Raw genomic sequence first — 20,290 nt, forward strand, 5'->3', positions numbered from 1 at the left:
GGTCGTGACCCTGCGCCTATACGACACCGGTACGCGGGCCCTTCGGGATTTTGTTCCGTTGGCCCCCGGACATGCATCGGTGTACCTGTGTGGGGCGACAGTTCAGGGTGATCCTCACATCGGACACGTTCGCAGCGGCGTCGCTTTCGACGTGCTGCGTCGCTGGCTGTTGGCGCACGGCAACGACGTTGCCTTCGTGCGCAACGTGACGGACATCGACGACAAGATTCTCAACAAGGCCGCCGGCGCCGGTCGACCTTGGTGGGAGTGGGCGGCGACGTTCGAGCGGTCGTTCACGTGGGCCTACGACCAACTGGGTGTGCTGCCACCGTCCATCGAGCCACGGGCCACCGGCCACGTGACGCAGATGGTCGAGATGATGGAACGTCTGATCGAGAACGGCCACGCGTACGCGGCGGGCGGTGACGTCTACTTCGACGTGCAGAGCTACCCCGAGTACGGCGCACTGTCCGGCCACAAACTCGACGACGTTCATCAGGGCGAGAGCGCTGCCGAGGGAAAGCGTGATCCTCGCGACTTCACCCTCTGGAAGGCCGTCAAGCCCGGTGAGCCCTCGTGGCCGACACCGTGGGGACCCGGCCGTCCGGGCTGGCACCTCGAGTGCTCGGCCATGGCGGAGTTCTATCTCGGGGCGGCATTCGACATCCATTGTGGTGGACGCGATCTCGTCTTCCCGCACCACGAGAACGAAATTGCGCAGGCCAAGTGCGCCGGCGACGATTTCGCTCAGTACTGGTTGCACAACGGCTGGGTCACGATGAGTGGCGAGAAGATGTCCAAGTCGTTGGGCAACGTTCTCTCGGTGCCGAACGTGCTCAAGAAGGTTCGTCCGCAAGAACTTCGGTACTACCTCGGTAGTGCGCACTACCGTTCCAATCTCGAGTACTCGGACGAGGCGTTGGACGAAAGTGCGAAGTCCTACCAGGGGCTCGAGTCGTTCGTCCTGCGCACACACAAGCGTGCGGGCGGCGTCGAACTCGGTACGTGGACCGAAGGTTTCGCGGCGGCTCTCGACAACGACTTGTCGGTGCCGATCGCGTTGGCCGAGATTCACGGCAAGGCGAGCGAGGGTAATTCCGCGCTCGCTGCCGGTGATCTCGACGCGGCTCGGGTGGCTGCCGGCCAGGTGCGGGCCATGCTCGCGATCCTGGGCGTCGACCCACTCGACGAGCATTGGACGCAGTCCGGTGGCGACACCGAGACGGCAATGGAAGCTTTGGACGTGTTGGTGCGGGCCGATCTCGATCGTCGGCAGCAGGCACGTACGGAAAAGAACTGGGCGGTGGCGGACGAGGTCCGCGATCGCCTCATCAAGGCGGGTATCGAAGTAACCGATACTCCCGACGGACCCGAATGGTCCCTTAAGGCAGGGCAGTAACAATGGCTGGAAACTCGAGCAGGCGCGGCGCAGTCCGTAAGGGCGGCACCAAGAAGGGCCAGGTTGCCGGTTCCGGCGGTAAGCACCGTCGCGGTCTCGAAGGGCGTGGCGCTACGCCGCCCGCCGAGGCACGCACCAAGCATCCCGCGGCAAAGCGTGCAGCGCGCGCCGCACGTGCCGACGAGAAGCAGGGCCGCGGTGGCCGTCCGGGTCCGGGCCGCAAGGTTCTCGACGGTCCCGAGACAGTGCTCGGACGCAACCCGGTGGTCGAGTGCCTACGCGCCGGCGTTCCGGCGACTGCACTGTGGGTCGCCGTCGGCACCGAGAGCGACGATCGACTGAAGGAATCCGTTCAGCTCGCTGCGGATGCCGGCATCTCGATCCTCGAGGTCCCCCGCACCGATCTGGATCGCCTCAGCGCCAACGGTCTTCACCAGGGCATCGCCCTGCAGGTTCCGCCGTACCGCTACGCGCACCCGGACGATCTTCTCTCGGAGGCACGCAAGCATGCCGAGCCGCCGCTGCTCGTCGCGCTGGACAACATCACCGATCCCCGCAACCTGGGTGCCGTCGTGCGCTCGGTCGCAGCTTTCGGTGGACACGGCGTCGTGATTCCGGAGCGTCGTAGCGCGAGCGTGAGTGCTGTCGCTTGGCGCACCAGCGCCGGCGCTGCCGCTCGTTTGCCGATTGCTCGGGCAACCAACCTCACCCGCACGCTCAAGGACTGGGCATCGAAGGGTGTTCAGGTCGTCGGTCTCGACGCCGAGGGCGACACCACTCTCGACGATTTCGACGGCAGCGGTCCCGTTGTGATCGTGGTCGGTTCCGAGGGCAAGGGCCTTTCGCGCCTCGTCCGCGAGAACTGCGACGCGATCCTGTCGATTCCGATGGCAGGTCCGGTCGAGTCGCTCAACGCCTCGGTTGCCGCCGGAGTCGTCCTGGCGGACATCGCCCGCAGGCGTCGTAGCAGCTGAGTTGTAACGGCTTTCGGGTGAGTCTGGCGGGGTTCTAGCTCCGCACCGACCAGGCTTCCCACAGTGCAGCGTAGGAACCGTCCGCGCCGATCAGTTCGTCATGTGTCCCGCTCTCGACTACGCGGCCACCGCTCATGACGAGTATGCGATCGGCGCGGACTGCTTGGCTCAGCCGGTGTGCGATCACCACGGCGGTCCTGCCGGCGACTGCGAGCTCGGCTGCCTGATCGAGTAGACCGGCTGCGGTGGTTCCGGCTTCGGCAGTCGCCTCGTCGAGGATGACGACGGGAGGATCGAGCAGAGCCAGTCGGACGAGGGCTATGTGCTGTGCCTGCGCCGCCGTCAACTGGTACCCACCGGCCCCGACCCTGGTCTCGAGTCCGTCCGGAAGTTCATGAATCCATTGAGCTTTCATCGTGTCGACGGCTTCGGCGATCTTCGCATCGTCCGAATCTGGTGCACACAACCGGAGATCGTCGGCGATCGTCCCGACGAACACGTGAACTTCCTGGCTGACGAGGACGACGTCGTGCCGAAGTTCGGCATCACTCAGGTCGTCAATCAGTGTGCCGTCGACGGTGATTCGCCCGTCCCCGACGGGAATGATGCCGGCAATCAGTTTGGCGAGCGTGGTCTTTCCGGCGCCGCTGCTTCCGACGACGGCGATTCGTTCCCCCGGTGCGATCGAGATCGAGATCGAATCGATCACCGGGGTGGAGTTGTCGTACGAGTAGGAAACCCGGTCCACCTCGACGCCGATGGGTTCGGACCGAGCCGAGGCAGGAATGCTCGTGGGCCGCCCGGGCATCGCGGTGACTCCGATCAGGCGAGCCAGGCTGGCACCCGCATCCTGCAATTCGTCGATGTTCGAGAGAAATACCGCGATGGGGCTGAACAGACTGTGGAAGTAGAGGGCGGCGGCGGTAGCGGCCCCGATGGACACCGAGCCTGTGGTCACGAGCCAGTAGCCGACGCTCAGGACGGCGGCCAGTCCGAGCAGTTCGGCGCCGTTGAGTTGGGCGAAGAAGTTGGTGCGCAGGCGAACTGCCTGCATGTCGAAGCTGATGGCATGCTCGGAGGTCTCGGCGATTCGGCCGATGTGCTCGTCTGTTCGCCGCAGGGCAGTGACAGTGCCTGCGCCTCCGAGAGTTTCGATGAGCTGTTGTCCCCGCCTGGCCTGCGCAGCGCGAGAGCGTCGGTAGACGGGTCCGGAGCGTCGGAGGAAATGACGAAGAGCGAAATAGTGAATCGGCGCAACGGCAACGATTGCCACGGTGAAGCGCCAATCGATCACTCCCACACCGACAAGCGTCAGTGAAATCATGAACAGGGCAGACACGGTGGCGGGTAGTACTCGCGCGATGACGGTGTTTACCGCTTCGACGTCGCCCGAGACCCGGGAAATCAGATCACCGGTTCCGGCATCCTCGACCAGTGACGACGGCTGCGCGAGGGTGGCGGCGAACACGTCCTCGCGAAGATCGGCCAGCACGTTCTGCGCGACATTCGCCAGAAGCTGTGTGCTCCACCAGGTCAGCGCAACTCCTGCTGCCGCTGCGCCGAGCATGAACGCGGTGATACGCAGGAGTGAGGCAAACGGTTTGCCCTCCGTGACCGCATCGACCATGAGTCCGAGCAGTGCCGGGGTGGACAGGCCGCAGGCCGTAGCAGAGAGAAGCACGACGGTCGTGAGTGCGAGCGCTCGCTTGCGTGGCCGAAGCAGTGCGATCAATGCGCGGACGGTCTGCTTGGTCGACGCGATCGGCAGGGCAGATACAACCGGAACAGCAGATGCATCCGGAAGGGTATCGGTCACAGCGACTCTCCCTCCCGAACGCCGTGGTCGATCGTGACGACACGGTCACACGAATGGAGCAGGGTCGGGCTCGAGGTGATCACCAGAATGGCCTTGTCGGGGAAGTTTCTCAGGGAGTGTGCAATTCGATGCTCGGTGACAGAGTCCACGGAAGTGGTGGGTTCGTGGAGGACCAGGATCGGCTGGGGTTGATGGAGAGCGCGGGCGAGGAGAAGGCGTTGGCGTTGACCTCCGGAGAGTTTCTTTCCTTGCTCGCCTACCTCGGAGAGGTGGCCGTCGGGCAGATGCGTCAACACGTCGTCGAGCGCAGATGACGTCATTGCCGACGAGTCGACGTTCGGTGCAGCCAGATTGTCGAAGACGGTGCCGGTGAACACGGTTCCTTCATGAGCGGAGACGAACACCTGATCACGAACTCCGTCCGGGCCGAGGTCGGTTGCATCGGTGCCGAATACGAAGTAAGAGTCGGGGTCCAGCGGAGTCTGAAAGGCGAGTTGTCGTGCCAGTCGATCGGCGGAATCGTCAGCGCGCACGCCCACCACTTCTCCGCGTCGAGCTGAGACGACAGTTCCGTTGTCCGCCGAAATCAATAGGGCGTCTTCACTTCTGGCAGGTTCGGTCGTGGCCGTGGCGGCCAGCGATTCGATCAGGTGTGGCTCGGCCAAAAGTTCGGAAAGTCTGCGCGCGGAACCTCGCTTGGCAGCGAGTTCGGCACCGAAGAACCCCAGCGTTTCCATCGGACCGGCAATCACTCTGCTCAAGCCGACAACGGTGACGAAATTGCCCACGGTGATCGTGCCTTGATGCGCCATCCACGCGGCTCCAAGCGCAACCGAAGCCAGCACCAACGCGGAGACCCCGGAATTGAGCGCGGTCAGGCTGGACATTGCTCTGACCGTCCGGATCGCTGCCTTCATCGACTCCCGGCTCGCGTTGACGTATCGCGACAGGGCGGTGGGTTCAGCCCCGAAACCCTTCAGTACTCGTAGGCCCAGCGTGAAATCCGTTGCAAGCATGCCTGCCTCGGCTGCCTTCTTCTGCTCTGCATACACGCGCTCGTCCAGTGGACCGCTGATCCTGTGGATGAATATGAGCTGCGCAGCGGTGATGAGTACGACGATCAGTGCGAGCGGCCACGAGACGAAGGCAAGCGAAATCACTGCCGCGGCGAGCCCCGCAAAAGCCGAGCCCTGTTCGGCGACAACCCAGGAAAAGCCCGAGACGTGTGAGGCATCCGAGGTAGAGATGGTGAGAACTTCACCGGTCGAACGCTGAGCTTTCATCCCCCTGGCATCGAGTACTCGTCTGGCAGCATTCAGTCGTAGGTCGTGTTCGCCGTAGACGAAGACCTGCGTGTTCAGGCGAACTGCGATGCGCCACGACAGAGCGAGTCCCACGAACAGAGCACACAGCACCGCAAGCCACACGAGAAGTGCTGTGCTGTCGGACTTTCCGATTGCCCGGTCGACGACGGTGCCGATCAGCACCGGGATGAGGGCTTGAGCTACCTGATACGACGCCTGCCCGGTGACGGCTGCAACCAGTCGCGGGCCGCGTCCGGAGGAGAATGATCCGACTCGGATCATCTCCATCGGACCGGAACGAGTTTCGGGCAGCGCTGACACTCGTGAAACTCCTCGCCCAGATCTGAACACTCGTTGTGCAGTTCTACGGTAGAGCCGGTGCGAGTGCGGAAAGTGCTCGCAGATGCCAAGGGCTACGCGGCAGCGGCCAGATGGAGTATCGACACCCCATTACCGGGATCGGGTCTCGATATACCTGGCTGGTCGAAACAAAGTACGTTTGCGAAGAGAGCTGACAGAAGATGAAGAGCACTACCCGAATAGTGGCTGCGTTGGCCGCGATTGCCCTGCTCGCAGGCTGCCAGAGCAGCACCGAGTCAACAGCGTCGGAGGGCACGACGCAGTTGGCCGAGGCCGGCGCGCTGCCGGTCACCGTTGATCACGCGTACGGGTCGACCACCATCGAGACCGAACCTCAGCGGATCGTGACGATCGGCTGGAACAGCCAGGATTCGGTCCTCGCACTGGGCAAGACACCCGTCGCCATGGAGTCGTTCAGTGGGGCAGGCTTGGAGAACGGCATCCTGCCGTGGGACGAAGAATTGTTGGGCGATGTCGAACCCACGTTGCTCGACAGCACGTCCGGTGTGCCGTTCGAGCAGATCCTGGCGTTGGAGCCGGACGTGATCATCGCAGTGGTCTCGGGAATCACCGAAGACGACTACGCACGTCTTTCCCAGATCGCACCCACCATTCCGTTCAAGGAGACCGCATGGGCGACCACGTGGCAGGAACAGTTGTCGACCATCGGATCAGTACTCGGCCAACCGAAGCGGGCTGCCGAGCTGATCGAGGAAACTGACGATTCCATAGCCGACCTGGCTGCCGGATCCCCGAATCTGAACGGGAAAACCTTGACCTTCCTCTCGGGAAACATCGACGGGCTCACCAATTACTGCGCTGACGACGGCCGAGTCATCCTGATGTCCCAGCTCGGACTGAAGCAGTCGGCCGGAAGCGCAGAGCTGTGCGGCGACACCCAGGGGTCGGTGACTGCATCGCGCGAACAGTACAACGAACTGGACGCGGACGTGATCGTGCTCAACGACGCGAGTGGGCAGGGGCTCCCCGGATTGATGGGGGACAAGTTGTTTGCCGACCTGCCGGCAGTCAAGGACGGCAGGCTGATTCAGCAGCTCGGTCTGGCACGAGTCATGGCCTTGGCTTCACCCACGTCGCTGAGCGTCAAATATGCTTTCGCGGAACTGGTCTCGAAGATGAACGGGTTCTGACCAGTTAGGCTGACAACTCGCACGCGTCCGAGTAGTAGTTCTTCGGTGTGCGTCCGGTGACCTTGCGGAACACGCTGGTGAAGGCGCTGGGGGTTTCGTATCCGACGCGACGGCTTACCGTCGAAACAGGAACGCCCGCAGCGAGATAGGACATCGCAGCGCGGACGCGAACTTGAATTCGCCACTCGGTGAAGGACATCCCCGTGCCTTGAGAGAACACGCGGCTCAGGGTGCGGGGGCTTCCGCCGACCACGTAGGCCCAATCGGCAAGCCCGCGTTGATCGGCGGGGTCGGCGATCAGGCGGCGTGCGACGGCGAGGGCCCGGGGATCGGCGGGCATCGGTACTGCGACATCAGCCGCCTCGATGGGCGCGAGCGTGTCGAAGACTACGGATTCGGCGCGCAAGCGAGCCTCGGTAGGCATATTTCGCTGGTGCAGATGGATGAGCATCGTCTTGACGACGTCGTCGATGCCGATGATCGCGGGTTTTGTCCACGGGTGGGGGAACGACTCGGGCCGGAAATAGGTGAAACGAGCCTCGGTGGATGCGCCGAGCGTGATGCGCCGTGGAGTTCCAGCCGGAATCCACATGCCGACCGTCGGTGGTATCTGCCAACGAACGTCGTCGATGTACGCGCTCATCTCGCCGGAAGCGCCCCAGAGGAGTTCGTGTTCGGGATGGCGGATCTCACGCCACGCGCGCTTCTGATCACGCCCGATGGTGGACGTCGTCATCGAGAAGGGTAGCGGAACGTACCGGCCTGCCGGCACAGCCCAGTACGGAAATCCTGTGGAACTCATCGGTGGATCATACCGCGAATGACTTAGGTAATGCTTTCCTATTTGATTCTTGATGCAGGCGCGACGGAAGTGTGATCGCCACAAAAGATCGAGGGTGGCACCGAGTCCGAAGACTCGATGCCACCCTCGAACACATTCCCCGACGGAGTGTTTACAGGTGGAGCAGGCGGAGCGAGTGAATCAGCTGCCGTTGGCCAGGACACCGCTGATGATGTCGGAGATGAAGCCGGCCGGGTTGTCGAGGATGGAGGATCCGGCCGAACCGGTTCCGCCCTCGCCGTCAGAAGAGCCGAAGCCCAGATCTGCCGAGCCCGATGCGGCCGCCTCGCCGGGGTTCTTGGCGCGGATCTTGGCGTAGACGCCGCTGATGTTCTGTTCAGTTTTGAACGTCGAGATACCGATCGAGCTCGACATTTCCTGGTACGAGCCGATCGGTGCATCGGCGGCGACGAGGTACTGCGCCTCGATCGTCACGGTCTTGCTTCCGGTGGGTGAGATCAGCCAGCCGGTGCTGGGTACATTCACGGTTCGGGCGGCAGTGTCAACCGAAGGCGTGACGGATTCGGTCTTCTGACCGCCGATCAAGTGCCACGCGTTGACCGTCGCCGTGCCCTGGATGTACTTGAACGTGGCGGGGTAGCGGTCGACGAACTGGTCGACGTAACGCTCGGGGTGGCCTGTTGTGGAAATGACCGTGCGTACGGTGACTTTGCCGCCGGGTGCAACTTCGCCGTCGCCCACGATGCTCTTGGTGATCCGGACGTTGGAGGAGTTGACCGTTGCCGCGGACGGGTGGGTGGCATCGGCGCTCGCGGTGCCTGCGGTCATCACGAGTCCGCTGGTGGCAAGTGCAGCGATTGCGATTCCGGTGAGTGTTTTGCGCATTGAAAAACGTGACATGAAATTCTCCGTTCGAGGGGTTCACGCTGACGGCGATGGGATGACTCTTCAAAGGTTGCGTCGCGGTAACCATTGAAACCTATCGGACGCTTGCCTATGTATCAGTTCGGCAGAATTTACGGGAAAGTCCGAATTGAGAGGACCTTTTCGGTGTCGATTGCCTGCCGTTAACTGATTGTCGCTTATTTCGACGAAAAGCTGGGCGAATGTCCAGGTCGACTGTATCGTACTTCGAGAGTCGGGTTGCAACAAGTTTCAGTAATCAACGAATTCAGTTGTCCTGGAACCTCACAGAGTGGAGATTGTTCGTGGCAAAGTTCGGATCCAGGAATCGTAATCTGTCCACCGTTGGTGTTGGTTTGGGGGTGATCGCTCTTGCTGTGGGTGCAAGCGCGCTGGGTGCGGGAGTCGCGACTGCCGAGACAGCAACTTCCGGTGCCTACACATTTACTCGGACCGTGGACAATGCATCCCCGAAGGTCGGTGACACGATCACCTACACGACAGTGTCGAGTAAGAACGGGCTCGAAGGGTATGTCAACCGGCTGACCGAGATTCATGCCGGCTGTCTCGAGTTCGTGCCGGGCTCGGCAAAGATTTCGAAACTGATGGGCGGCCTCCCAGGTTTGGGAGGTGTCATGAAGGAAACTGTGGAAACCCCGAATGCCTCCCAGTCGACCGCAACCACGAAGGTTTTCACCAGTAACGGTTGGTACAACAACAGCAAGAACCCGATAACGATGAAGACCAGCTATGTCGTGAAGTGTGATCCGGGTACCTACGGCAGTGGGTTGACTGTCGACGCGACGCTCATGGGTGGTGGGGCCGGAACCAGCGCCAGCTTCCCGGAAATGGGGCCCGCCATCGTGGTGCAGACGACGGATCCGACCGGCCCAGGTACTGATCCTGGTACTGATCCCGGAACCAACCCCGGCACGAACCCCGGTACCGGTGGCGGAACCGGATCGCTCGGCTCGTTGAGTGGTGGCCTCGGTTCCCTCAGCGGCCTGTTCGGCTCCAGCTAGGCGAGAGTTGTGAAACGGCGGGCCGAGACTGTCGTGGTCTCGGCCCGCCGCGGTTGTTCGGTGATCGGGTATTCAAACCATCAGGTGCTCAGCCGAATTCGATCGAGGTGTTGATTTCTTCCACCTGGTTGGAGGTCTGCATGTTCGTCGTGTCGGTGAACTGGTTTGCAAAGCTGACCAGGTAGACCGGCGAGTTGTCGTCGGCTTGGTAAGCGACGACCGTCATGACGGCGTAGAGCGGAACGTCCAGGTTTGGGGCGGTCCAGGTTCCGGAGAGGCGGAAACCCTGCTGTCCGTCGACGTCGATCTCGGTGTACTTCACCTCGGTCCACCCGTCGAGAGTGGCGATCGTTTCACGCGCAGCGGCAAGAACCTCGTCTTTTGTTGCGGTGCCCTGGTTTTCGACCGTCACCGTGGTGTTCGGCATGAAACCGCTGGGTTCCTGGCTGTTGCTGGACAATGCGTCCGTAACGCCGGCAGGGATGTTCTCGCCGTGAGTCCAGCTCGGCGGGAGGCTGACGCTGATGCTCGGCGCTTCGGGGTCGTCGCCGGTTTCGATCGTCGTCCGCTCACCGATGAACGGTGTTCCGTCCCGCAAAGTCGGCGTCGCGGCAGCGGCAGACGACGAGGATGCAGAACTTTCGGAAGCAGTGGTCTCACTGGTGTTGGTATCACTGGAGACGGCGTCGCCGCTTTCCGAACTGCTGCATCCGGACAAGACGAGTGCAGCAGTGATCAGTGACGCTATTCCGAGAGCAAGTGTGCTGCTCTTAGGGCTCATAGTGTGACAGTCCTTCAGGTTTTGGCGACGGCCGAGCGCCGCCGGCAGCATTGCTGGCGCGGCTGAGACTATCAGCGCTACGACGGCCGAGTAGTGGCCTTGAAGGTAATGGTGCTGCCGGGCCGCAGCTGTGCCAGCGACGCAATCCCGGCGTCGGAAACGACGGCGATGACCGGGTATCCGCCGGTCACGGGATGGTCGGCGAGGAACACGACGGGCTGGCCGCCTGGCGGCACCTGGATGGATCCCGTCACGACGCCTTCGCTCGGCAATTCCCCGGTGCGTGAGCGATGCAAAGGCCCTTGGCCCTGTAGCCGGACCCCGACTCGGTTGGTGTGTTCGGTGACTTTCCACGTGGTGTGAAGGAGCGCGTGAACGGATGCGGCGGTGAACCAGGAATTTCGGGGGCCGAGCGTGATCTCGATCGGAACCGCGCCGAGTGCAGGTGCGGGCGGTGGAATCAACTCTTCGGTGGGCCACGTCCCTTCCTCGGCCCCGAGGAGGACTAGATCGCCGGCGGCGAGCGGCGGCGGCCCGAGTCCGGAGAGCGTGTCGGTGGATCTGCTTCCGAGTACCTGCGGGACGTCGACGCCACCGCGTGCAGAGATATACGTTCTCAACCCGGTTGTGCTGTAACCCAATTCGAGAATGCTGCCACTACCCAGATGGATGCTCGCGTAGTCAGGTGCCGGCCGTCCGTCGACGGCCAGCGGCACCCGCGCGCCTGTCGCTGCCACCGTCATCGAACCGACGGCCCGCATAGCGAAACCGCCAGCGGTGACTTCGATGGTTGCTGCTCGAAAAGTGTTGCCTACGAGTCTGTTGGCGCTGTCGTGCGAGATCATGTCGACGGCGCCGGATCTTCCGACCCCGAGGGCACCGTAGCCTCTCCGCCCGCGGTCCTGAACTGTGGCGAGCGGGCCGGTACGCACAACCTCGAGCCAGGCCATGAATCCATTGTCCCGCAACAGCGCGGTGAAGACACCAAAATCATGCTTGCACCCAAATCATGCACGGACAAAGGTGACTGTGGTGCCGGGTAGAAGCAGCGCCGGCGGGCGGCGCTCGGCATCCCACACCGACAGTTCCGTCGTTCCGATCAACTGCCAGCCGCCCGGGGAGCTACGCGGGTAGACGCCCGAGAACGGTCCGGCCAACCCGACTGCACCGGCCGGGACCTGCCTGCGCGGGTCCGATCGACGTGGAACTTCGAGCTTTCTCTCGTTGCTGGTCAGATACGCGAAGCCGGGGGCGAAACCGATGAACGCGACGGTCCACGACGCAGCCGTGTGAGCGTCGATCACACCGTCGACCCCGAGGCCGGTCAGCTTGCCCACCTCTACGAGATCGGGGCCGTCGTAGCGGACCGGAATCTCGACGGCAGGCCGCCCACTCTCGTCAGCTGTGAGTTCGATCGGTACGGCCCCACGTACCCATTTCTCCACCAGTTGGTGCGCGGTGATCGTGTTGTCGTACTCGATCAAGATGGTTCGCGCCGCGGGAATCAGGTCGATCACTCCGGGGATCCGACTGGCGTCGAGAGCCCTGAAGTTGCCCAGCACACTCGGCAGTTCGTCGTACTCGACGAGGACTGCGGATTCACCGGCGGGCAGGATCGCGATCATGTGAACGGCGTGATCTCGACATCGGAAGATTCGAGGAGAGCGCGGATTGCCACGGCCATGTCGACGGCTGCCGGACTGTCACCGTGCACGCACACCGATGCGGCAGCGACTTTCAACGTGCTCCCGTCGACTGCGTCCAACTCGCCGTCTACGACCATTCGCCGAACCCGTTCTGCAACAAGCGTCGGGTCGTGCAGAACGGCGCCCGACTCGGTGCGGGGGACCAAGGTGCCTTCCGCCGTGTACGCACGATCGGCAAAAGCCTCGGCGACCACGTCGAGACCGGCTTCGCGCGCCTCTTCCAGGAACACCGAACCTGGTAGTCCGAGAACAGGTAGCGAACTGTCGTAGGCAACGACGGCGGCGACCACTGCCCGCGCCTGCCGTCGGTGATGGACTATTGCGTTGTAGAGCGCGCCGTGGGGTTTGACATACGTGACCCGCGATCCGGCGACACGAGCCAAACCGTCGAGTGCCCCTATTTGATAAATGACGTCGGCGGTGAGGTCTTTCGGGGACATGTCGATGAAGCGTCTGCCGAAACCGGCGAGGTCTCGGTACCCCACCTGCGCGCCGATCCGGACGCCGCGGGTGGCGGCGGATTCGCAAGTCGCCAACAGCGTCGTCGGGTCGCCGGCATGGAATCCGCAGGCGATGTTCGCGCTGGTGACAAGTTCGAGCATGGCGTCGTCGTCGCCCAGGGTCCAGGCTCCGAAGCCCTCGCCGAGGTCGCTGTTCAGATCAACGCTGTAACCCATACCTCGATTCTAGGTAGGTATGGGCTCTCGGTGTTCAGGCGTGCGCCGGAATCCGTCCGGCATTCTTGCGACGTGCGGATCCGAAGAGTCGGCATATCAGGTAGATCACGAACGAGACCGAGGTGACGAAACTCGAGACGGGAACGCCGGGGGCCAGCGAGAGAAGGATGCCGCCGACGGCTGCCAGTTCGGCGAACACGACGGAGAGGATCGTGGCCTTGAGTGGGCTTGCCGTGACGTACGCGGCGGCCGCTGCGGGGGTGATCAGCAGCGACATCACCAGCAGAGCACCGACGATCTGTACGCCGAGTGCTGCGGTGATGCCGACCAACACTGCGAACACGATCGACAGTGCCCGAACCGGAACACCGCGAGCTGCAGCAACTTCGGGGTCGGTGCTTGCGAACAGCAAAGGGCGGTAGATGAATCCGAGTGTGCCGATCACGATGACCGCGCACAGCAGCAGAAGTTCGAGACCGCTGTTTCCCGGCGCCACGATCTGTCCGACCAACAACGAGAAGCTGGTTCCCGTGCGACCGTCGTACGCCCAGAGGAACAACACCGACAGGCCGAGGCCGAAAGCCATGATCACGCCGATCACCGAATCTCGGTCGCGCGCTTTGGCTCCGAGCAGTCCGAACAGCACTGCCGCGACCACGGATCCGACGATGGCACCGAAGCCGACGCCCACACCGACGAGAAGTGCGGCGGATGCGCCCGTCAGTGACAGCTCACTCGTTCCGTGCACCGAGAACGACATCTGACGGCTCACGATCAGCGGCCCGATGATGCCTGCCAACAATCCGAGGATGGCACCGGCAATCAACGCCTGTTGGACGAAGTCGTACTGCAGTAGGTCGACGGTGGCGGACACGTCGAACATCCGCGACATCGCGTCGGTGAACTTGTTACTCACTGGTGGTGATCCTCATCAGAATGGTGAACGCCTTCTCCCGGGCGTAGTCCGCCTGCGCTGCCGAGCGCGTCGATGGCGTCGCCGGTGCCGATCACGACGAGGCGGCCACGAACCTGCAACACTTCGACGTCGGTGTTGTACAGATCCGAGAGAACTTCGGACGTCATCACTTCGGCCGGCGTCCCGATCCGGAATTTGCCGTCCACCAGATAGAGCACTCGATCCACCAACGGCAGGATCGGATTGATCTCGTGCGTCACGAACAGCACCGCGGTGTCATGGCTGCGCCGACGCTTGTCGATCAGCGTCGAGACCAGGTGCTGGTTGGCGAGGTCGAGGCTGAGCAGCGGCTCATCGCACAGCAGGATCCGCGGGTCGCCGACCAAAGCCTGTGCGATCCGCAGTCGCTGCTGCTCACCGCCGGACATGGAACCGATGGGAGCGTCGGCGAACGACTGGGCGCTGACCTGTGCGATGGCGTCGTCGACGATCTTGCGGCGACGACCCCGACGCAGTAACCCCGTACCCCACTGGTGACCGTCGACGCCGAGGCCGACCAGGTCGCGGCCGCGGAGCGGGAGGCCGTCGTCGATGGATTTCTGCTGCGGGATGTACCCGACGTGTGAGTTCCCGGCCCGTGCCGGCGTGCCGACGATCTGTGCACTGCCGCCGCTGAGTTGTAGTTGGCCCAGCAGAATCTTCAGGAGCGAGGTCTTGCCCGACCCGTTCGGCCCGAGTACGGCGATGAACTCACCTGGCTGTACCTCGAGATCGAGCCCGTCCCACAATGTGCGGGCGCCGAAGGACAATCGAGCGTCCTTCAGCGTCACAGCGGGCACGGAGGCCGCTGAAGGCGCGGTGTTACCAGAAGGCACGGTGTTACCAGGGGGCACAGGAGTATTCGCGGAAGTTTCTGTCACAAGCCGATCGGTTCTTCTCGGAAATGGTGGGGCAAATAATTACTGGGCAGAGAGGGCGTTTGCGAGCGACTCCGCGGTCTGCGTCTGCCACTGAATGTAGTCCAGGCCCTCGGGGAGAGTCTCCGTAACCTCGACGACGGGCACTCCGGCGGTTTCGGCGGTGGTGCGCATATCCTGGGTCACTTTGTCCTGTGTCTGGATGTTGTAGACCAATGCGCGGGCCTGCTTCTCCGAGAGGAGTTGGCGGGTTGCGGCGATTGCGGCCGGTGACGGATCGTTGCCGTCTTCGATGGCGCTGGTGAACTCCTCGGGAGTTGCGTCCTTCAGTTCAGCTGCGACCAGGAGGTAGTGCGCGATCGGCTCGGTCTGAGCCACCGGTGCGCCCGCATGGGCAGCGGCGATGGAATCGGTGATCGCTGTGACGCCGGCGAGCTTCTGGCTGTATGCCTTCGCGTTGTCCTCGTAGGTCGCCGCGTTGTCCGGATCGAGAGCGCTCAGCTGATCGGCCACCGAATGTGCGACGGCGTCGACGGTCGGGATGTCGAACCAGACGTGTTCGTTGACTGCGCCGTGGGTGTGACCGTCATGCGATTCGCCCGCGGCTTCGCCGGCGTGGATGCCGCCGTCGAGCAGGTTGTAGGCGTTGACCGTCTTCTGCTCGCCCTTGCCTGCGTCGAGGACGTCGGTGATGAACTGGTCGTAGCCGCCGCCGTTGTAGACGACGAGCGATGCGTCGGTGATCTTGGCGGCATCGGCGGGAGTCGCTTCGAACGAGTGCGGGTCCGCGGACGGCTCGTTGATGATCGACGTCACGGTCAGCTTGTCGCCGGCGACGGCCTGCGCGACGTCGCCCCACACGTTCGTCGATGCGACGACGGTGATGCCGTCGTCCTTCGAGGAGGTTGAGCTGCACGCGGTGAGCGCGAATGCTGCGGCGACCGAGACGGCCGCGAGGGCGGTGGCGGTGCGGAATTTCGACGACGAACGCACGTGCTTTTCTCCTGAACAAAGGCTGGGCTAAATGCTATTGGAAACCGTTACCGTTACACATTAGCGCATAGTCGCTGGTAGTTCACCTTCGGTTCAGCCCCAACGCGCCGTCTGCGGGCACTACGGCTAACGTCCGTTTATGCCCCGGTCCCGTCAGCCACGCCGTCAAGCCACTTTGGCGTCGCTTGCCGCCGAGCTCAATGTGTCGAGAACTACAGTCTCGAACGCGTACAACCGACCCGATCAGCTCTCCGTCGAGCTGCGGGATCGAGTGCTCCAAGCGGCCAAGCGACGCGGATACCCCGGACCTGATCCGGTCGCCCGCTCCTTGCGAACTCGCAAAGCCGGTGCCGTCGGTCTTCTGCTCACCGAAGCACTCAGTTATTCGTTCCGTGACCCGGCCGCCATGAGCTTCCTTGCCGGTCTCTCGGAATCGTGTGAGGACGCCGGCCAGGGCTTGCTGCTCATCCCGGCCGGGCCCGGCCGCGACGAGGTGGATGCTGCAGCCGTGGTCCAGCAGGCGGGCGTCGACGGCTTTGTCGTCTACTCCGTGGCCGACGACGACCCGTATCTTGCCGCCGTGCTCGAGCGTCACATTCCGATCGTCGTCTGCGACCAGCCCCGCGAGATTCCCGGTGCATCCCTCGTGGGCATCGACGACCGCGCTGCCATGCGCAAGGTCGCCGACTACCTCATCGGTCTCGGACACCGTGACATCGGCGTGCTCTGCATGAGGCTGGGGCGCGACCGGATGGACGGCGTCGTCAGCCAGGAACGACTCAAGTCCCCACACTTCCACGTCCAGCGTGAGCGGATCGAAGGAGTGCGCGACGCGATGGTGGCGGCCGACATGGACCCACTCTCACTCACCGTGATCGAGCGGTACGTCCACACATCGCAGTCCGGGCACTCGGCGGCGGCGGAAGCTCTCGCGACCAACCCCGAGATCACCGCACTGGTCTGCACCACCGACGTGCTGGCTCTCGGCGCCTTGGACTGGGCGCGCTGGCAGGGCATCGATGTACCTGGCCAACTGTCGATCACCGGATTCGACGGCGTCGACGAGGCGCTGCGCGAATCACTGACAACGGTGCGCCAGCCCCAGGAAGAGAAGGGCCGGCGCGCCGGTGCGCTCCTGATGTCGCCGTCCGGATCCGGCGTTCCGATAGTCGAGATGCTCGACACCGAACTACTGGCCGGGCGAACATCAGGTCGGATCAAGGGGTAGCGCTCACGCCAGGAGTTGGGCGCAGCGCAACAATCCCAGATGGCTGTACGCCTGGGGGTGGTTGCCCAGCGAGCGTTCCGCGATGGGGTCGTACTCCTCCGCGAGTAGTCCGGTAGGACCCGCTGCCGCGACCAACTGATCGAACAGTGCCTCTGCTTGCAGGCGTTGTCCGATCAGCAGGTAGGCCTCGACGAGCCAGGCGGCGCAGAGGTGGAACCCACCTTCGATGCCGGGCAGACCGTCGTCGTGATGGTATCGGTATACCGTTGAGCCGCTGCGTAGTTCAGCCTCGGTGGCTACGACGGTCGCTGCAAAGCGCGGATCCGTCGGATCGATCAGCCCCGACAGTCCGATGTGCAGAGTCGCCGCGTCGAGATCGGTACCGTCGTAGGCTGCGGTGTACGACTGGACGTCGTCCTTCCAGCCTTTGTGTCGTACTTCGTCGGCGATCTGGTCACGCAGTTCCGCCCATTCCGGCAGAGCCTCGCGAGAAAAGCGGGTCGCAAGATCGACGGCGCGGTCGACGGTGACCCAGCCCATAACCTTGGAATAGACGTGGTGGCGCGGGTTGTCGCGAATTTCCCAGATGCCGTGATCGGGTTCGAACCAGCGCCGCTGCACTGCTTCGACCATGGCGCACACCAGTTCCCAGTCGCGGTCGCTCAAAGGATCGGGATCACCGGCCTTTTCGCGTGCATTCGCCAGTTCGACGATGAGCTCGACGATCGGGCCGAACACGTCCAGTTGAACCTGCTGATTCGCGGCGTTTCCGACGCGGACCGGCCGGGAGCCGGCGTATCCGGGGAGTGAATCGATGACGGCCTCTGGCGGTAGCGAAGTCCCGTGGAGCGTGTAGAGGGGGTGCAGGCGCTCGGGTCCCGGCAGTGTTTCGAGCACGCGGTGGACCCAGTCCAGGTAGTTCTCGGCCTCGTCGGTGGATCCGACGCTCACGAGAGCTGTTGCGGTGAGGGCGGCGTCGCGCAACCAGCAATAGCGGTAGTCCCAGTTGCGGACTCCGCCGATCTCTTCCGGCAGGGACGTCGTCGCGGCAGCCATGATGGAACCGGAATCGGCGTGGACCAGCCCGCGCAAGGTCAGTGCAGAGCGTTTCATCAAGTCCGGCTTCAGCTTCGGGAGTTCGAGCGTCTTGGCCCAATCGGACCAGTAGGCCTCCGAGGTCGCTCGACGCTCGAGCTCCGGAACGTCGGACGGGCCGATTTCTTCTGTTCCGCAGCGCAATTCGAGGACGACGTCACCCTTGGACGGCTCGACGATGGCGTGGGCGGTCTGCTGGTTTCCGTCGGTGGCGATGTTCCACAGCACACCGGGGGAGCGGAGCACGTACGGCTCGTTGGTGCCGAGGACCCGAATGCCCTCGTCGACGACCTCGAGCGTGACCTGACCCTGGCCGAACTCGGGACGGGGTGCAAACGAGACGATCGCGTCGGCCTGACCGGAAATGATGCGGGTCAGGTCGGTTCGTCCCTGTGGGACGTCGTGGGGGAGGTAGTCGGTGACGGACAGGCTCGCCCAGCGGGTCTGAACTGTCATCGTGCTGTCGATGTACTTCTGGCTCAGCGGCAAGGCTGTGCGTCGAGGCCCGACCGAGAAGTGGCCGGCCCCGGTTCCGCCGAGAAGGTGTGCGAAGACGGCCGCTGAATCCGGTTCCGGGTGACACAACCAGGTCAGCGTCGCATCCGGGGTCACCAAAGCGACGGTGCGCGGACTGGCGAGCATCGAGAGCCGCTCGATGGGCGGAGCGTCGGCGCCGGAAAGCCACGTACGACGCTCGTCGAGCAGGAACGCCAGAGCAGCAGCGACGTCCTCGGTGCTGTCGACGCGATAGTCGGCGACGGTGTCCCCGCTGCCGACCTTGATTCCGATGTCCGGCCCCTGAAGCCTGCTGAACGCCTTTTCGTCGGTCACGTCGTCGCCGATGAAGACGGCAGCGGTTGCGCCGTCCTGATGGCGAATCAAGTCGAGTGCGTGCCCCTTGTCGGTGGCGATGACAGCCAACTCGACCACCGATTTGCCCTCGGTGACCTGAACGCCTGGCCAGAGTGCCGATTCGGTGCGGACGGCGATGAGCGCCTTCTCGGCGTCGTCGGCACTGGTGTTGCGTACGTGCAGTGCAACGCTGGCGGGCTTCTTCTCCACCGTTGCCCCAGGGGTGTCGGCGGCGATTCGGCCCAACTCGGTGACGATCTCGTCGAGCAGTTTCCTGGCGTCGGCGTCGATCGCGTGAACGAATCCGATGTCGAACTCGGAGCCGTGGCTGCCGACCAATTGCACTTCGGCGGGAAGTCGGGACAGCGCAGCCAGATCCTTGAGGGCGCGGCCCGAGATCACGGCAGCCGTCGTCGACGCGAGGCTGGCGAGAGAGCGAAGCGCACGCACCGTTTCCGCCCGGGGATACGCCTTGTCCGGGTTGGCGACGATGGGTGCCATCGTCCCGTCGTAGTCGGAGGCTACGAGCAGACGCGGCGTGCGTGCCACGCCTGACAGCGCTCGGCGGAGTTCGATGGACAGATCTTGTGCGCTCACCTCTTCAAATCTAGGTGATGCAGCGACTCCTGGCTCGATACGTTTCCGGCCGATCAGTGCAAAAATGACAGATGCGACAAAGGATGTCTATTCGGGTTTCCGAGTTCCGTCACCGAGCAGCAGTTCAACCGTCAATTCCAGTCGATTGGCGACATCGGTAGCCGAAGAGCGTCGCGTGAGCCATGCCACCAAATTGGACAGCCACACATCGGAGATCACGCGCGCGATCGCCAACTGCTCTTCGGTTGGCTCCTCTTCGGTCATCGCTCGTGCGAAGAGGCGGTCCATCAACTGGCCCACCTGATCGACCTCGGCCGCTGCGGAGGCGTCGGCGAACATGAACGCGCGAGTCATCGCTTCGGTGAGGAGCGGATCGCGCTGCATCGCGCGGGTGATGAGGCTGAGGATCAGCTGCATCCGCTCGAGCGGGCTGGTTCCAGGTGGGATCTTGCCCTTGGAATCGATCTTCTCGAATTCGCGTGCCAGGGCGGACACCAGTAGGTGAACCTTGGACGGGAAGTAGCGATAGAGCGTTCCGACTGCGACGTCGGCACGCTCGGCCACGGCGCGCATCTGAACAGCCTCGTAGCCCCCCTTGGACGCCAAGGCGAGTGTTGCGTCGAGAATCCGCTTGCGGCGTTCACGTTGCGCGTTGGAGCTGAGATCGTCGTCCCCGAGCGTTGCAGAAGCAACCGCGTTGGAGCGGGATCGGGATGTTGTGGTCATCGACAAATTCCTTCGCGCCTTGACTCTTGGCCAGGTGTCATATTAGAACACGTTCTAAACAATTGTGTCAC

General features: G+C 63.3%; 18 protein-coding genes. 5 read left to right on the forward strand and 13 right to left on the reverse strand.

Annotated features, from left to right (window positions below; translation table 11 throughout):
- Nucleotides 1-4 precede the first annotated feature (4 nt).
- Both cysS and rlmB read left to right on the forward strand, forming a co-directional pair.
- On the forward strand, nt 5-1,399 hold the full coding sequence (gene cysS, locus M0639_RS03660; protein WP_003945830.1) for a cysteine--tRNA ligase: 1,395 nt from the start codon (nt 5-7) through the stop codon (nt 1,397-1,399).
- A 2-nt stretch (nt 1,400-1,401) separates the two neighbouring features.
- A complete protein-coding gene (gene rlmB / locus M0639_RS03665) occupies nt 1,402-2,373 on the forward strand; it encodes a 23S rRNA (guanosine(2251)-2'-O)-methyltransferase RlmB (RefSeq protein WP_003945749.1) in 972 nt (323 codons plus the stop codon).
- 34 nt (nt 2,374-2,407) lie between these two features.
- Here rlmB and M0639_RS03670 read toward each other — a convergent pair whose 3' ends face one another.
- Together M0639_RS03670 and M0639_RS03675 are read right to left on the reverse strand one after the other, a co-directional pair.
- Nucleotides 2,408-4,189 (reverse strand): ABC transporter ATP-binding protein, encoded by a 1,782-nt coding sequence (locus tag M0639_RS03670; protein WP_064075130.1) that lies wholly within the window; start codon nt 4,187-4,189, stop codon nt 2,408-2,410.
- Nucleotides 4,186-5,814, reverse strand: coding sequence for an ABC transporter transmembrane domain-containing protein (locus M0639_RS03675; protein ID WP_058039249.1), 1,629 nt, complete (start codon nt 5,812-5,814; stop codon nt 4,186-4,188). Before M0639_RS03675 ends, M0639_RS03670 begins: the two co-directional genes overlap by 4 nt.
- A gap of 200 nt (nt 5,815-6,014) precedes the next feature.
- On the opposite strand from M0639_RS03675, the gene M0639_RS03680 reads away from it, so the two are divergent.
- Nucleotides 6,015-7,004 (forward strand): iron-siderophore ABC transporter substrate-binding protein, encoded by a 990-nt coding sequence (locus M0639_RS03680; RefSeq protein ID WP_003945426.1) that lies wholly within the window; start codon nt 6,015-6,017, stop codon nt 7,002-7,004.
- A gap of 4 nt (nt 7,005-7,008) precedes the next feature.
- On the opposite strand, the gene M0639_RS03685 is transcribed toward M0639_RS03680, so the two are convergent.
- Both M0639_RS03685 and M0639_RS03690 read right to left on the reverse strand, forming a co-directional pair.
- Nucleotides 7,009-7,806 carry a helix-turn-helix domain-containing protein gene (locus M0639_RS03685; RefSeq protein ID WP_031332820.1) on the reverse strand — a complete coding sequence of 266 codons (798 nt, stop codon included), beginning with the start codon at nt 7,804-7,806 and terminating at the stop codon, nt 7,009-7,011.
- Nucleotides 7,807-7,986: 180 nt separating this feature from the next.
- Nucleotides 7,987-8,706 carry a hypothetical protein gene (locus tag M0639_RS03690; RefSeq protein WP_231915056.1) on the reverse strand — a complete coding sequence of 240 codons (720 nt, stop codon included), beginning with the start codon at nt 8,704-8,706 and terminating at the stop codon, nt 7,987-7,989.
- A gap of 308 nt (nt 8,707-9,014) precedes the next feature.
- Between M0639_RS03690 and M0639_RS03695 the strand changes: the two genes are divergently transcribed.
- Nucleotides 9,015-9,731, forward strand: coding sequence for a hypothetical protein (locus M0639_RS03695; RefSeq protein WP_231915057.1), 717 nt, complete (start codon nt 9,015-9,017; stop codon nt 9,729-9,731).
- Nucleotides 9,732-9,819: 88 nt separating this feature from the next.
- Here the strand turns inward: M0639_RS03695 and M0639_RS03700 are convergent, their stop codons facing one another.
- The 7 genes from M0639_RS03700 to M0639_RS03730 all read right to left on the reverse strand — a co-directional run bounded on the left by M0639_RS03700 (nt 9,820) and on the right by M0639_RS03730 (nt 15,721).
- Nucleotides 9,820-10,512 (reverse strand): LpqN/LpqT family lipoprotein, encoded by a 693-nt coding sequence (locus M0639_RS03700; RefSeq protein ID WP_058039314.1) that lies wholly within the window; start codon nt 10,510-10,512, stop codon nt 9,820-9,822.
- 77 nt (nt 10,513-10,589) lie between these two features.
- Nucleotides 10,590-11,462, reverse strand: a complete 873-nt coding sequence (locus M0639_RS03705) for a 5-oxoprolinase subunit C family protein (protein ID WP_007733989.1) — start codon at nt 11,460-11,462, stop codon at nt 10,590-10,592.
- 57 nt (nt 11,463-11,519) lie between these two features.
- On the reverse strand, nt 11,520-12,137 hold the full coding sequence (pxpB, locus tag M0639_RS03710; RefSeq protein ID WP_007733990.1) for a 5-oxoprolinase subunit PxpB: 618 nt from the start codon (nt 12,135-12,137) through the stop codon (nt 11,520-11,522).
- Nucleotides 12,134-12,895, reverse strand: coding sequence for a LamB/YcsF family protein (locus tag M0639_RS03715; protein WP_047269640.1), 762 nt, complete (start codon nt 12,893-12,895; stop codon nt 12,134-12,136). Before M0639_RS03715 ends, pxpB begins: the two co-directional genes overlap by 4 nt.
- Nucleotides 12,896-12,929: 34 nt before the next feature.
- Entirely contained in the window at nt 12,930-13,811 is an 882-nt protein-coding gene (locus tag M0639_RS03720; RefSeq protein WP_003945811.1) for a metal ABC transporter permease, read from the reverse strand.
- Complete coding sequence (locus tag M0639_RS03725) at nt 13,808-14,686, reverse strand: metal ABC transporter ATP-binding protein (protein WP_047269722.1); 879 nt, start codon at nt 14,684-14,686, stop codon at nt 13,808-13,810. Before M0639_RS03725 ends, M0639_RS03720 begins: the two co-directional genes overlap by 4 nt.
- An 84-nt stretch (nt 14,687-14,770) precedes the next feature.
- The gene (locus M0639_RS03730; RefSeq protein ID WP_003945647.1) at nt 14,771-15,721 is read right to left on the reverse strand and encodes a metal ABC transporter solute-binding protein, Zn/Mn family; all 951 of its coding nucleotides are present in this window, start codon (nt 15,719-15,721) and stop codon (nt 14,771-14,773) included.
- 139 nt (nt 15,722-15,860) lie between these two features.
- Here M0639_RS03730 and M0639_RS03735 point away from each other — a divergent pair, with 139 nt between their 5' ends.
- A complete protein-coding gene (locus tag M0639_RS03735; protein ID WP_003945452.1) occupies nt 15,861-16,949 on the forward strand; it encodes a LacI family DNA-binding transcriptional regulator in 1,089 nt (362 codons plus the stop codon).
- Nucleotides 16,950-16,952: 3 nt separating this feature from the next.
- Here the strand turns inward: M0639_RS03735 and otsB are convergent, their stop codons facing one another.
- Both otsB and kstR read right to left on the reverse strand, forming a co-directional pair.
- Complete coding sequence (gene otsB, locus M0639_RS03740; protein ID WP_064075132.1) at nt 16,953-19,493, reverse strand: trehalose-phosphatase; 2,541 nt, start codon at nt 19,491-19,493, stop codon at nt 16,953-16,955.
- A gap of 87 nt (nt 19,494-19,580) precedes the next feature.
- Complete coding sequence (gene kstR / locus M0639_RS03745; protein ID WP_003945752.1) at nt 19,581-20,219, reverse strand: cholesterol catabolism transcriptional regulator KstR; 639 nt, start codon at nt 20,217-20,219, stop codon at nt 19,581-19,583.
- Between the last annotated feature and the right edge of the window lie 71 nt (nt 20,220-20,290).

Origin of the sequence: Rhodococcus qingshengii JCM 15477, assembly GCF_023221595.1 — a bacterium.
Classification (GTDB): domain Bacteria; phylum Actinomycetota; class Actinomycetes; order Mycobacteriales; family Mycobacteriaceae; genus Rhodococcus_F; species Rhodococcus_F qingshengii.

Coding starts and splice junctions, on each gene's coding strand:
- rlmB (WP_003945749.1), top strand. CDS start 1,402: ATGGCTGGAAACTCGAGCAGGCGCGGCGCAGTCCGTAAGGGCGGCACC.
- M0639_RS03705 (WP_007733989.1), bottom strand. CDS start 11,462: ATGGCCTGGCTCGAGGTTGTGCGTACCGGCCCGCTCGCCACAGTTCAG.
- kstR (WP_003945752.1), bottom strand. CDS start 20,219: ATGACCACAACATCCCGATCCCGCTCCAACGCGGTTGCTTCTGCAACG.
- M0639_RS03735 (WP_003945452.1), top strand. CDS start 15,861: ATGCCCCGGTCCCGTCAGCCACGCCGTCAAGCCACTTTGGCGTCGCTT.
- M0639_RS03715 (WP_047269640.1), bottom strand. CDS start 12,895: ATGGGTTACAGCGTTGATCTGAACAGCGACCTCGGCGAGGGCTTCGGA.
- M0639_RS03685 (WP_031332820.1), bottom strand. CDS start 7,806: ATGAGTTCCACAGGATTTCCGTACTGGGCTGTGCCGGCAGGCCGGTAC.
- M0639_RS03690 (WP_231915056.1), bottom strand. CDS start 8,706: ATGTCACGTTTTTCAATGCGCAAAACACTCACCGGAATCGCAATCGCT.
- pxpB (WP_007733990.1), bottom strand. CDS start 12,137: ATGATCGCGATCCTGCCCGCCGGTGAATCCGCAGTCCTCGTCGAGTAC.
- M0639_RS03680 (WP_003945426.1), top strand. CDS start 6,015: ATGAAGAGCACTACCCGAATAGTGGCTGCGTTGGCCGCGATTGCCCTG.
- M0639_RS03700 (WP_058039314.1), bottom strand. CDS start 10,512: ATGAGCCCTAAGAGCAGCACACTTGCTCTCGGAATAGCGTCACTGATC.